Here is a 12,443-nt window from a genome sequence, read left to right as displayed (position 1 = left end):
TCCTGTCCTGCGTCGATGCGGTACGGGGTCGAGCCTAACCGCAGCCGCGGGGCGCGGGAGCGATCAGTTCCGCCGGGGTGCGGGGTCGGTCCTGCCGGGAGCACGTCCTGAGGCAGGGGGGCACGCGGAAAGGACAGCGAGGACGGCCCGGCCGCGGGCCCGTCCGGTGGGCAGAACACGCCGTGACACATCCGACGAGCGGCCGGTGGCCCGGAGACGGCCCCGGGACCCGTCTCGACCCGCGCTACAGCGACCCGTCGGCCAGGGCGACGCCGTGGGCGGACGCCGAGCCGATGCTCGCCCCGGCCGGACCGTTCCGGATCTCCGCGGTGTGCCCGGACGGGCGGCCGTACGTGGCGCCGCTGCCCGTGGTGTGGTCGCGGGGCGTGCTGCATTTCTGCGCCGGGTCCGGGAAGCGCAAGGCCAGCACCATCGCCGCCGACTCCCGCGTCGCGGTGACCACCGGCGCCACCCTCTGGAACCGGGGCTGCGACCTGGTCGTGGAGGGCGGGGCGGTCCGCGTGTCCGACGGCGGCAGGCTGCGCGAGCCGGCCGCCGCGTGGGAGGCGAAGTACGGCGGCTTCTGGCACTTCGAGGTGCGCGCCGGGTACTTCCACCACGGCCCCGGGCACGCCGTGGTGTTCTCGGTGGCGCCCCGCACGGTGTTCGGGTTCGGCAAGGGCGAGCCGTTCAGCCGGACGCGGTGGCGGTTCGGCCGAGGCCCGCGCGACGGAGGGAGCCGCCGCACACGGTGCGGCGGCTCCGGCGGGCGAGGGCGGCGGGAGCGGCGCGGGGGCCGTCAGCCGGACCGGTCCCCGCGCCGCCGCGCACTAGCCGGCGTACGTCTCGAACTCGGCGATCTTCGGGGTGCCGGTCGAGCCGGTGATCTGGAGCGTGATCTTGCTCAGCGAGGTCGCCGGGAAGCCGACGAGGCCCGCGCCGCTGCCGGAGGCCAGGACGGCGCCGGTGTCGTAATTGACCAGCTTCCAGGAACCGAGGGCCGAGGAGCCCGCCGCCTCACGGATGTTGACCTTGGACACCGTGGTGGCCGAGCCCCACTTGACCGACACGGAACCGGTCGAACCGGCCGGTGACCAGTAGGTGCTCATGTTGCCGTCGCGCACGTTGCCGTAGCTCGTCCCGTCGGCCTTGCTGGTGCCGTCGGCGCCTGCCCCGAGGCTGAGGTTGGTGCCGCTGGGCTGGGTCGGGGTGGGCGTGGGCGTGGGCGTGGGTGTCGTCGGGGTGGGCGTGGGGGTGGTCGGCGTCGGGCCCGGCGTCTGCGGGGTGCAGCTGCCGTCGGACACGCGAAGTCCCTTGTTGGCGCCCGCCGTCTGGCTCACGACGCTCGGCACGCAGGTGGCCGGGTCGGCGCTGAAGGCGTACGGGAGCGAGACGGTGGTGTTCGACGTCGGGTTGGGCCCGGCCGGGTAGTTGTCGGTACCGGGGCTGGACCAGGTCACGTTGTCGAAGATGTTGCCGCTGACCTGCCAGTAGCCCTTGGCGTCGGTGTAGAAGGTGCCGAGGACGTCCTTGGAGTCCTCGAAGTAGTTGTTGTCGACCTTGGCGCGGGCGCCGGCCCGGGAGTTGATGCCGGACGAGGTCAGGTTCTTGTAGTGGTTGTTGTACATGTGGCCGATGCCGCCGCGCAGCAGGGGCGCGCGGGAGCCGATGTTCTCGTACAGGTTGTGGTGGAACGTGACGTAGCCGTTGGACAGGTCGCTCTCGCTGGACCCGATGAGGCCGCCGCGGCCGGAGTTGCGCAGGATGCTGTACGACAGGGTGACGTACTGGGTGTTGTTCTTCATGTCGAAGAGGCCGTCGTAGCCCTCCGACTCCCCGCCCGACGCCTCCAGCGTGGTGTGGTCGACCCAGATGTTGCGGACGTTGCTCTCCATGCCGATGGCGTCGCCGCCGTTGGAGAGGGGCGAACCGGACTTCTTGACGTTCTTGACCGTCACGTTCTGGATGATGATGTTGCGGGAGTCGCGGATGTGGATGCCCAGCTGGTCGAAGACGGCACCGCTGCCGACGCCGACGATCGTGATGTTGCTGACGCCCTTGAGCTCGATGCGGTCTGCGGCCGTGCTGCAACTGCCGCCGGAGACCTGGCTGGTGTTGCCGTGGTTGATGGTCCCCTCCACCTGGATGGTGATCGGGGTGCTGGTGCTGGCCCTGCCGCACAGGGCCTGGTGGATCGCGGTTCCGGTGCTGGCGCGGACGGTCTGGCCGCCCGCTCCGCCGGTGGTCCCGCCGTTCTGGGCCGCGAAGCCGGTGGCACCGGCGGTGGCGGCCGACGCCTGGGGCGTCACGAGGGCCACACCGGCCGCGGCGGCAACGGCTCCCGTGGCCAGTACCGCTCCGAGTCGCAGGGCGACTGGTCGTTTCATGATGGGTTCGCCTTTCGTGTCATGGGCATGACAGGGCACCGCCGGGGCGGTGGCCGTTCCGTGGTCGGGCAGGCCGTGGATCCGGGGCGGTTCGTGCAGGTGGTGCGGCTCTCAACGGGCGGCCGGGGCCGCGGGGTTCACTGCGATGGGATCGCTCCCACGCCCTGGGAAAGCGCTTTCTGTCTGCGCACCATAGGACGCCCTCGACGGGGGTGGCAAGGCTCCGGGCAGTTGTGGATTATGTGGTTCCGGATATCGCGGGGCGGGCCGGGAAAGCCGCGGGCGGGTCCCCGGCCGACCGGAACCGGCCCGTTTTCCTCCGCCGGTTGTTCCAGGCGTGTCCCTCGGCCGGTTTCGCGCCGGCCCGTTCCCTCAGCCGGTTTCCCGCCAGCCGTTCGTGATGGGCAGGCGGCGGTCCTTGCCGAAGCCCTTCGGGGAGATCTTGGTGCCCGGCGGGTACTGGCGCCGCTTGTACTCGGCGGTGTCGACCATCCGCAGCGTCTTCGTCACGAGCGCGGGGTCGAACCCGGCGGCGACGATCTGGTCGGCGCCCTCGTCCCGGTCGACGTACCGCGCCAGGATCGCGTCGAGCACGGCGTAGTCGGGCAGCGAGTCGGTGTCGACCTGGCCGGGCCGCAGTTCGGCGCTCGGCGGCTTGGTGAGGGAGTTCTCCGGGATGGGCGGGGTCTCCCCCCGCTCGGCGGCGGCGCGGTTGCGCCACTCGGCGAGCCGGAAGACGAGGGTCTTGTAGACGTCTTTGATGGGCCCGTACGCGCCCACGGAGTCGCCGTAGAGCGTGGAATAGCCCACCGCCAGCTCCGACTTGTTGCCGGGCGCCAGGACGATGTGCCCCTCCTGGTTGGAGACGGCCATCAGCAGCGTGCCGCGCAGCCGGGACTGCAGATTCTCCTCCGCGAGCCCGGTCAGCCCCAGCGCGCCCATGTACGCGTCGAACATCGGCTCGATGGACACGGTGCGGAAGTTGAGCCCGGTGCGGCGCGCGAGCTCGGCGGCGTCGTCCCTGGAGTGCTGGGAGGAGTACTGGGACGGCATGGAGATGCCGTACACGTTCTCCGGGCCGACCGCGTCGCAGGCGATGGCGGCGACGAGGGCGGAGTCGATGCCGCCGGACAGCCCGATCAGCACGGACCGGAACCCGTTCTTCTCGACGTAGGCGCGCAACCCGACGACCAGGGCGGAGTAGACCTCTTCGTCGTCGTCGAGCCGGGCGGCGTAGGAGCCGTTCGCCTCGGCCTCGTAGGCGGGCAGGGGCTCCTCGGACAGCACGACGCGCTCGATGCGCAGCCCGTCGTCCACGACACCGCTGGGGGCGTCCGCGGCGGCGGCGGGCAGGTCCAGGTCGAGCACCAGGCACTCCTGCGCGAACTGCGGGGACCGCGCGAGGACTTCGCCGCCGGCGTCCACGACGATCGAGTCCCCGTCGAAGACCAGCTCGTCCTGCCCGCCCATCATGGCGAGGTAGGCGGTGGTGCAGCCGGCTTCCTGGGCGCGCTTGCGGACGAGTTCCAGCCGGGTGTCGTCCTTGTCGCGCTCGTACGGGGAGGCGTTCACGGACAGCAGCAGGCCCGCCCGGGCGGAACGGGCCGCCGGTACCCGGCCGCCGTCCTGCCAGAGGTCCTCGCAGATGGCCAGGGCGACGTCGATGCCGTGCAGGCGCAGGACGGGCAGGGTGTCGCCGGGCACGAAGTAGCGGAACTCGTCGAAGACGCCGTAGTTCGGCAGGTGGTGCTTGGCGAAGGTGAGCACGATGTCGCCGCCGTGGAGGACCGCCGCGGCGTTCTGCGGGGCGCCCGCGGGCTGGCCGTACTTCGGCTGGGCGGTCTCGCAGCGGTCGAGGTAGCCGACGACCACCGGGAGGCCGCCGAGGCCCTCGGCCGCCAGGCGGGCGGCGAGGTCGCGCAGGGCGGCGCGGGACGCCTCCACGAAGGAGGACCTGAGGGCCAGGTCCTCCACGGGATACCCGGTCAGCGCCATCTCCGGGAACGCCACGAGATGCGCTCCCCGCTCGGCGCAGCGGCGGGTCCGGCGGACGATGGTCTCGCTGTTCCCGGCGAGGTCGCCGACGCGTGAGTCGATCTGATTCAGGGCGACGCGTAGTTGAGGCACGGGGCCAGTGTAATCGTCAGAGCGACGCGATGGGGGGGCGGGCGGGGGCACGGCCGTCGTCGGGGCCCCCGGGCCTCCCGGCGCGGGAGGGCTACGCGCCGCGCTCCCGCAGCATGTCCGTCATCAGCCCGATCTCCGACTCCTGGGCCTCCGCCATCCCGCGCGCCAGCCGCTTCTCCACGCCGACCGTGCACCTCGCGGCGCAGGCCTGCGCCATGTGCACCCCGCCCTTGTGGTGCTCGGTCATCAGCCGCAGGTAGTAGACCTCCGCCTGGCGCCCCCGCAGCTTCCCGAGCCTCGCCAGCTCCGCGTCGGTCGCCATCCCCGGCATCAGCGCCCCGTCCCCCTCCGACGGCGCCCCGCGCATCCCCATCCACGTCATCGGCGGATCCGCCGACACCTTCGGCAGCTCCCACAGGTCCAGCCAGCCGAGCAGCATCCCCCGCTGGTTCGCCTGCGTCTGCGCGATGTCGTACGCGAGCCGCCGCACCTCCACGTCGTCGGTGCGGTCCCGCACGATGTACGACATCTCCACGGCCTGCTGGTGGTGCACGGCCATGTCCCGGGCGAACCCGGCGTCGGCCGACGACGCGGCGGGCGGCGGGGCGCCCGCCCCGCCGCCGTCGTCCCCGGCGACCGCGCACGTCACCCCGCCGGCGGCGACCAGCACCGCCGACGCGGCCCCCGCGATCCAGCCGGCCCTTCTCACTGCGGCAGCCCTCCCGTGCACGCCGCCCCGGGCTCCGGCGTCTGCGCGCCCTGCACGAACTTCTCGAGGAACGTGTCGACGTTCGGGTCGTCGGCCCCGCTCACCGTCCGCTGGTGCCCCCACGCCGACAGCATGATCGGGTCCTGCTGCCCCTCCACGGGGCTCATCAGCGTGTACGGCGTCTTCTTCACCTTCGCCGCGAGCGCGTCGACGTCGGCCTTGTCGGCCTTCGCGTTGTACGTCACCCACACGGCCCCGTGCTCCAGGGAGTGCACGGCGTTCACGTTGTTGATCGGCTTGGTGTAGACGTCGCCGTTGCAGTTCATCCAGACCTGGTTGTGGTCACCGCCGACGGGCGGCTCGGTCGGGTAGTCCACGTCCTTGGTGACGTGGTTGCGGGACAGCTTGCCCTGCCACTTCCTCACCCCGTCCGCGTCCGTCACGAACTTCCCGGACGTCTTGGAGTCGCCGTTGGCGCTGTCGGACGCGCCGGAGTCGGACTGCGACCGCACCAGCACCACACCGCCCACGACGAGCGCGGCGACTATCACGGCACTCGCGCCGATCGTGAGGAGCCGGTTGCGCCGGTCGCGTGCCTGCTCCGCACGCCGCATCTCGGCTATCCGCGTCTGACGCGCCGAGCCGCTGCTGTTCTTGCCGGTCTTGCCGGAGCCGTTCTTCGCGGAACCCATGGTTCGTGTCCTTCGGGGCAGGTGACGGAGGAGGCCAGCTGATCGTACTGGGATGCGAAGGAACAGCCGAGCCCTCCGGACGGGTTCCATCCCCTCCCGCCGTTACGCCCGCAACCGCCAGGAGGCAATATGGGCGGCACAGCGGTAACCGCCGTACGCCGGACGTTCAGACCGGAGCCGGCCGCCCGATCATGGTCCGCAACGCGCGTGAAACGGTGTTGTGGTGGGATGCTCAGATGCCCGACCGCCACCCTCGGGACCGGAGACAGGCGGCCTGACCAGCAAGGATGGGGAAGCGGAAGATGGACAAGCAGCAGGAGTTCGTGCTCCGGACGTTGGAGGAGCGCGACATCCGTTTCGTACGCCTGTGGTTCACGGACGTGCTGGGCTTCCTCAAGTCGGTGGCCGTGGCCCCCGCCGAGCTGGAGCAGGCCTTCGACGAGGGCATCGGCTTCGACGGCTCCGCGATCGAGGGCTTCGCCCGGGTGTACGAGTCCGACATGATCGCCAAGCCGGACCCCTCCACCTTCCAGGTGCTGCCCTGGCGCGCGGAGGCCCCCGGCACCGCACGCATGTTCTGCGACATCCTCATGCCGGACGGCTCCCCGTCCTTCGCCGACCCGCGCTACGTCCTCAAGCGCGCCCTGGCCCGCGCCTCCGACCTGGGCTTCACGTTCTACACGCACCCGGAGATCGAGTTCTTCCTGCTGAAGGACAAGCCGGTCGACGGCTCCCGCCCCACCCCCGCCGACAACTCGGGCTACTTCGACCACACCCCGCAGAACGTCGGCATGGACTTCCGCCGCCAGGCGATCACCATGCTGGAGTCGATGGGCATCTCGGTCGAGTTCTCCCACCACGAGGGCGCCCCCGGCCAGCAGGAGATCGACCTGCGCTACGCGGACGCGCTGTCCACGGCGGACAACATCATGACGTTCCGCCTGGTGATGAAGCAGGTGGCGCTGGAGCAGGGCGTGCAGGCGACGTTCATGCCGAAGCCGTTCTCCGAGCACCCCGGCAGCGGCATGCACACGCACCTCTCCCTCTTCGAGGGCGACCGCAACGCGTTCTACGAGTCGGGCGCCGAGTACCAGCTCTCCAAGGTCGGCCGCTCCTTCATCGCGGGCCTGCTGAAGCACGCGGCGGAGCTGTCCGCGGTGACGAACCAGTGGGTCAACTCGTACAAGCGCATCTGGGGCGGCACGGAGCGCACGGCGGGCGCCGGCGGCGAGGCCCCCTCGTACATCTGCTGGGGCCACAACAACCGCTCGGCGCTGGTGCGCGTGCCGATGTACAAGCCGGGCAAGACCGGCTCGGCCCGCGTCGAGGTCCGCTCCCTGGACTCCGGCGCCAACCCGTACCTCTCCTACGCCGTCCTGCTGGCCGCCGGCCTGAAGGGCATCGAGGAGGGCTACGAACTCCCGCCGGGCGCCGAGGACGACGTGTGGGCACTGTCCGACGCGGAACGCCGCGCGATGGGCATCGAGCCGCTCCCGCAGAACCTGGGCGAGGCCCTGGACCTGATGCAGCGCAGCGACCTGGTCGCCGAAACCCTCGGCGAACACGTCTTCGACTTCTTCCTGCGCAACAAGAAGCAGGAGTGGGAGGAGTACCGCAGCGAGGTCACCGCGTTCGAGCTGCGGAAGAACCTGCCCGTGCTGTGAGCACGCCGAGCAGGGGGCGTCCGGCTCGTGCCGGGCGCCCCCTGCCCGTTTCGCTCGGCGGGCGGGTCAGGTGCAAGGAAAGGCAGCGTGCGTCCGGGGTTTTCAGGACGCCGTCGGGGCGACCTTCACACGGGCCGCGACCGGGAGGTGGTCGCTGCTCGTGCGGGGCAGGGTCCAGGAGCTTTCCGGTTCGATGCCCTTGACCATGATCTGGTCGATGCGGGCCATCGGGAACGACGCCGGCCAGCTGAAGCCGAAGCCGCTGCCCGCCGCGCCCTGTGTGGAGCGCATCTGGGAGGTGACGGCGTTCAGCGCGCGGTCGTTCATCGTGCCGTTGAGGTCGCCGAGCAGCACGACCCGGGTGAGCTGCTCGCCGGCGATGGCCTCTCCGAGCGCGTCGGCGCTCTTGTCGCGCTGCCGGGCCGTGAAGCCGGCCTCCAGCTTCACGCGGACGGACGGGAGGTGGGCGACGTAGACGGCGACCTGCCCGGCCGGGGTGGTGACCGTGGCGCGCATCGCGCGCTTCCAGCCGAGCTTGATGTCGACGTCCCTGACGCCGCTCATCGGGTACTTGCTCCACAGTCCGACGGTGCCCACCACCGCGTGGTGCGGATACGTCGACGCCAGCGCCTTCTCGTACGTGGGGACCGCCGCCGCCCTCAGCTCCTCCAGCGCCACCACGTCCGCGCCGGAGGCGGCGACGTCGCGGGCGGTGCCGGACGGGTCGGGGTTGTCGGCGTTGACGTTGTGCGTGGCCACCGTCAGATCACCGCCGGCTGCCGCCTTGTCGGTGAGCAGCCCGCCGAACAGCGTCAGCCAGACCACCGCCGGCACCAGCACCGCGATCAGCGCGGTCACCGAGCGGCGCACCAGGGCCGACACCAGCAGCGCCGGCACCATCAGGCCCAGCCAGGGCAGGAAGGTCTCCGTGAGGCTGCCGAGGTTGCCGACCGCGTTCGGGATGCGCGAGTGGGCCAGCATCACCAGCGCCAGCAGCACCGCCGCGGCGGCCACGAGCACGCCGCGCCGCCGGCTGTCCCGGTCGCCCCACCGGCCCGCCGGCCGGGAGAGCAGGCGCCGGAACCGGGATCGCGGGCGCTCGGCCGGAGAGCCGCCGTGGTCCGAGTCCGTCACGTACGCCTGCTGCGCCATACCGTTGCCTCACTACCTGCCGTGCGCACACCGTCACCCCCGTGGCTACGACCCTAGGGGATGATCGGCTCCGTTCCCCGCCGTCCGGTGACGGCCGTACAGGCACGAGGACGAGCGGGGGCGCGTCCCGAGTTCCGGACCGCGGCAACCCGCGGGGCACTGTGACGAAACACGCACATTCCGGCTGCGGCGTCACCGGTCCCCGTGGGCCTCCCGCGCCGGGGCCAGGCCGCCCAGCAGGGTGTCGACGATCTGCTCGGCCAGGCCCTCGGGGAGTTCGGCGCCCGGCCGGAACACGGTGCGCACCAGCATGGGGCCGACGAAGACGTCGTAGAGCAGTTCGACGTCGAGGTCGGCGCGGAGTTCGCCGTCGCGCTGGCCGCGGCGCAGGATCTCCAGGCCGAGGCGGCGTCGGGGCTCGATGACGCTCTTGTGGTACTCGGCCCAGATCTTCGGGCGGTCTTCATCTGGGCGTACACGCTGTGGAAGATGGCCGACGAGCGGCTGACCAGTCCGCGCCGGCGCACCGCCTCCAGCAGGACGACGAGGTCCTCGCGCATCGACGTGCCGGGCAGTTCCGCGTCGGGCGGTTCGGCGGCGCGCATGACGTCGACGAAGAGTTCCTCCTTGCCGCTCCAGCGCCGGTAGATGGTGGCCTTGCCGACGCCCGCGGTACGGGCGATCCGCTCGATGGAGACCTCCGCGAGCGGCACGCCGTCCTCCAGGAGCTTCATGACGCCCTCGATGATGGCGTGCTCCACGGCCTCGCTGCGGGGGCGGCCCCTGGCCGGGCCGTCCTGCCTGGTGTCGCTGTCGGCGAGGCTCACGTCTGCTTGCTCCCTTCCGCTGCCGGGCGGCGGCCCGGGCCCGGTCGCACGGTCACCCGGTGATGATCCCCGATTCTGCGCCACTGCCCTGCGTCCCTGCGCCGCTGTCCCTCCTACTCCCCCGCGGACACGAGCTGCCCGTCCTTCTCCTCCTGCCGCTGCGCCCGCTGCCTGCCCGGCAGGAACAGGGCCACGACGACCGCGCCGAGCACCGCGACGCCCGCGCCCAGCAGGGCGGTGACGTGCATGGCCTGGAGGAAGGCGTCGTGGGCCGGGGCCACCAGGGACCTGCCGGCCGGGCCCATCCCGGCGGCGACGCCGAGGGTCGCCTCGATGGACTCGCCGGCGGTGTGGCGCAGGTGCTCGGGGACCGCGCCGAGCTTGTCCTCGATGCCGTTGCGGTAGGCGGTGGACAGCACCGAGCCGAGGACGGCGATGCCGAGGGCGGCGCCGACCTGCCGGAAGGTGTTGCTGAGGGCGGACGCGGAGCCCGCCTTCTCGCGCGGCACGGTCTGCATGACGACGACGCTGACCGGCGTCATGATGTGCGCCATGCCGGAGCCCATGGCGAACAGGATCGCCTCCAGCAGCCAGAGCGGGGTCTGCGCGTCGAGGAGCGCGAACGCGGCGAGCGCCACGGCGACGAGCGTCATGCCGGCGGTGGTGGTGGCGCGGTTGCCGAAGCGGTTGACCACCAGCCGGGCGCGCGGCGCGAAGATCAGCTGCGCGACCGCCAGCGGGAGCAGCAGCAGCCCGGACTCCAGCGGCGAGTGGCCGAGCACGCTCTGCATGTAGAACACCGCGAAGAACGTCACGCCCATCAGCGCGAAGAACACCAGCGCGATGGCGGCGACAGCGGCCGAGAAGGCCTTGTCCCGGAAGTACGTGACGTCGATGGAGGGGTGGTCGCTGCGCTTCTCGAACACCACGAACGCCACGAGTACGGCGAGGCCCGCGCCGGTGGCCGCGAGGACGGTGGGGTCGGTGAAGTCGGCGAGCCGGCCTCCCTCGACGATGCCGTAGACCAGCAGGACCAGGCCGACGACGGACAGCAGCACGCCGACGGGGTCCAGGCGGCCGGGCCTCGGGTCGCGGGAGTCGGGCACCAGCCAGAGCATCAGCGCGAGCGCGACGACCACGATCGGCACGTTGACGAGGAACACCGAGCCCCACCAGAAGTGCTCCAGGAGTACACCGCCGGTGACCGGGCCGATGGCGATGGCCAGGCCGACGCCGCCCGCCCAGATGCCGATGGCCTTGGGCTGCTCCTCGCGCTCGAAGACGTTCATGAGGACGGCGAGCGTGGCGGGCATGACGAAGGCGGCGCCGAAGCCCATCAGCGCGCGGAACGCGATCAGCTGCTGCGGCGAACCCGACTGGGCGGCCAGCGCCGAGCTGACGCCGAACACCAGCAGCCCGGCCATCAGCACCTTCTTGCGGCCGAGCCGGTCACCGAGCAGGCCCGCGGTGAACAGCAGGCCGGCGAAGACCAGGGTGTAGGAGTTGATCGCCCACTCCAGCTGGCTCTGGGTGGCGCCCAGGCCGGCCGGAGCCGCGGTCGAGATCGTCTTGAGGGCGACGTTCAGGATCGAGTTGTCCAGGACGACGACGAGGAGGCTCAGCATCAGGACGGCGAGGATCGCCCAGCGGCGCCGGTGCACCGCTGCCGGGATCCGCGGGCCGGTAGGGGCAGGGTCGTTCATGCCGTCCACGGTAGACCATTTACGATACGAGACCGTCTCGTATCGCATAACTGCGCCGGGAACGTGCGTGGAGCGCGTCACAGGGGCCGCTCTGGCCCTCGCCGACCCGAAGTGCCACCATGGAGGAGATCCGGGGACGCCGTCAGGGCGCCTCGAGATGACTTGTGAGGAGCGTTGCCATGACGCAGCTTCCGGCTGCCCAGACTGCGCAGCCCAACCCCTCCGACGGCAGCAAGGCGCTGTACGGGGGCAAGAGCACCCGTCGCATCACCGTCCGCGACATCGCCGCCGCCAAGGAGCGCGGCGAGAAGTGGCCCATGCTCACCGCGTACGACGCGCTGACCGCCTCCGTCTTCGACGACGCCGGCATTCCGGTCCTGCTGGTCGGCGACTCGGCGGGCAACTGCCACCTCGGCTACGACACGACGGTCCCCGTCACGCTGGATCAGATGACCATGCTGTCCGCGGCCGTCGTCCGCGGCACCAGGCGCTCGCTCATCGTCGGCGACCTGCCGTTCGGCTCCTACCAGGAGGGCCCGGTGCAGGCGCTGCGCTCGGCGACCCGGCTGGTGAAGGAGGCCGGGGTCGGCGCGGTCAAGCTGGAGGGCGGAGAGCGCTCGCACGAGCAGATCCGGCTGCTGGTGGAGTCCGGCATCCCGGTGATGGCGCACATCGGTCTGACGCCGCAGTCGGTGCACGCGATGGGGTACCGCGTGCAGGGGCGCGGCGAGGAGGCGGCGCAGCAGCTGCTGCGGGACGCGAAGTCCGTGCAGGACGCGGGCGCGTTCGCCGTCGTGCTGGAGCTGGTGCCGGCCGAGCTGGCCGCCGAGGTGACGCGCACGCTGCACATCCCGACCGTCGGGATCGGGGCCGGGGCCGAGACGGACGCGCAGGTGCTGGTGTGGACCGACATGCTCGGGCTGACCGGGGGGCGGGTGCCGAAGTTCGTGAAGCAGTACGCCGATCTGCGTGAGGTGATGGGCGGGGCGGTGAAGGCGTTCGCCGAGGACGTGGTCGGTGGGGCGTTTCCGGCGCCGGAGCACGCCGTTCACTGAGCGGCCGTCCCCGCTGGGCCCGCCGTCCCGGCCCCCGGGCCGGCCTCCCTGACCGGGCCGAGCGTCCCGGCTCGGCCGACTGAGCCACTGCGGTAACACCCGGGCAGCCCTCGCCGATCTTCCCCCG

8 protein-coding genes and 2 pseudogenes are annotated in these 12,443 nt (G+C 71.7%); 3 read left to right on the top strand and 7 right to left on the bottom strand.

The annotated features are described in order from the left end of the window. Positions 1-182: 182 nt before the first annotated feature. A pseudogene (locus AB0M97_RS14660) lies at positions 183-713 on the top strand (pyridoxamine 5'-phosphate oxidase family protein); the annotation flags it as partial. 117 nt (positions 714-830) lie between these two features. On the opposite strand, the gene AB0M97_RS14655 reads toward AB0M97_RS14660, so the two are convergent. The 4 genes from AB0M97_RS14655 to AB0M97_RS14640 all read right to left on the bottom strand — a co-directional run bounded on the left by AB0M97_RS14655 (position 831) and on the right by AB0M97_RS14640 (position 5,915). Further along, positions 831-2,387: a polysaccharide lyase family 1 protein gene (locus AB0M97_RS14655; protein WP_365961206.1), complete on the bottom strand. Its 1,557-nt coding sequence runs from the start codon at positions 2,385-2,387 to the stop codon at positions 831-833. 372 nt (positions 2,388-2,759) lie between these two features. Further along, a complete protein-coding gene (locus tag AB0M97_RS14650; RefSeq protein ID WP_365961205.1) occupies positions 2,760-4,514 on the bottom strand; it encodes an NAD+ synthase in 1,755 nt (584 codons plus the stop codon). A gap of 91 nt (positions 4,515-4,605) precedes the next feature. Then, positions 4,606-5,223 (bottom strand): DUF305 domain-containing protein, encoded by a 618-nt coding sequence (locus AB0M97_RS14645; RefSeq protein WP_365961203.1) that lies wholly within the window; start codon positions 5,221-5,223, stop codon positions 4,606-4,608. After that, positions 5,220-5,915, bottom strand: coding sequence for a DUF3105 domain-containing protein (locus AB0M97_RS14640; protein ID WP_365961202.1), 696 nt, complete (start codon positions 5,913-5,915; stop codon positions 5,220-5,222). Before AB0M97_RS14640 ends, AB0M97_RS14645 begins: the two co-directional genes overlap by 4 nt. Positions 5,916-6,217: 302 nt before the next feature. Between AB0M97_RS14640 and glnA the strand changes: the two genes are divergently transcribed. Continuing rightward, entirely contained in the window at positions 6,218-7,579 is a 1,362-nt protein-coding gene (glnA, locus tag AB0M97_RS14635; protein WP_365961200.1) for a type I glutamate--ammonia ligase, read from the top strand. 102 nt (positions 7,580-7,681) lie between these two features. On the opposite strand, the gene AB0M97_RS14630 is transcribed toward glnA, so the two are convergent. The 3 genes and pseudogenes from AB0M97_RS14630 to AB0M97_RS14620 all read right to left on the bottom strand — a co-directional run bounded on the left by AB0M97_RS14630 (position 7,682) and on the right by AB0M97_RS14620 (position 11,261). Beyond that, entirely contained in the window at positions 7,682-8,731 is a 1,050-nt protein-coding gene (locus AB0M97_RS14630) for an endonuclease/exonuclease/phosphatase family protein (RefSeq protein WP_365961199.1), read from the bottom strand. Between the two features lie 192 nt (positions 8,732-8,923). After that, positions 8,924-9,558, bottom strand: a pseudogene (locus AB0M97_RS14625) (TetR/AcrR family transcriptional regulator). 113 nt (positions 9,559-9,671) lie between these two features. Beyond that, entirely contained in the window at positions 9,672-11,261 is a 1,590-nt protein-coding gene (locus tag AB0M97_RS14620; RefSeq protein WP_365961198.1) for an MFS transporter, read from the bottom strand. Positions 11,262-11,440: 179 nt separating this feature from the next. Here AB0M97_RS14620 and panB point away from each other — a divergent pair, with 179 nt between their 5' ends. Further along, the gene (panB, locus tag AB0M97_RS14615; protein WP_365961197.1) at positions 11,441-12,316 is read left to right on the top strand and encodes a 3-methyl-2-oxobutanoate hydroxymethyltransferase; all 876 of its coding nucleotides are present in this window, start codon (positions 11,441-11,443) and stop codon (positions 12,314-12,316) included. Positions 12,317-12,443 lie beyond the last annotated feature (127 nt).

It is taken from the genome of Streptomyces sp. NPDC051207, assembly GCF_040682395.1.
Taxonomy (GTDB): Bacteria; Actinomycetota; Actinomycetes; order Streptomycetales; family Streptomycetaceae; genus Streptomyces.
The sequence above is the reverse complement of the archived record's forward strand: the minus strand, read 5'-3'. Positions and strand labels throughout refer to the sequence as shown.

What these genes read in the sequence shown, in the direction of transcription:
- panB (WP_365961197.1), top strand. Translation starts at nt 11,441, where the DNA reads ATGACGCAGCTTCCGGCTGCCCAGACTGCGCAGCCCAACCCCTCCGAC.
- AB0M97_RS14655 (WP_365961206.1), bottom strand. Translation starts at nt 2,387, where the DNA reads ATGAAACGACCAGTCGCCCTGCGACTCGGAGCGGTACTGGCCACGGGA.
- glnA (WP_365961200.1), top strand. Translation starts at nt 6,218, where the DNA reads ATGGACAAGCAGCAGGAGTTCGTGCTCCGGACGTTGGAGGAGCGCGAC.
- AB0M97_RS14640 (WP_365961202.1), bottom strand. Translation starts at nt 5,915, where the DNA reads ATGGGTTCCGCGAAGAACGGCTCCGGCAAGACCGGCAAGAACAGCAGC.
- AB0M97_RS14630 (WP_365961199.1), bottom strand. Translation starts at nt 8,731, where the DNA reads ATGGCGCAGCAGGCGTACGTGACGGACTCGGACCACGGCGGCTCTCCG.
- AB0M97_RS14620 (WP_365961198.1), bottom strand. Translation starts at nt 11,261, where the DNA reads ATGAACGACCCTGCCCCTACCGGCCCGCGGATCCCGGCAGCGGTGCAC.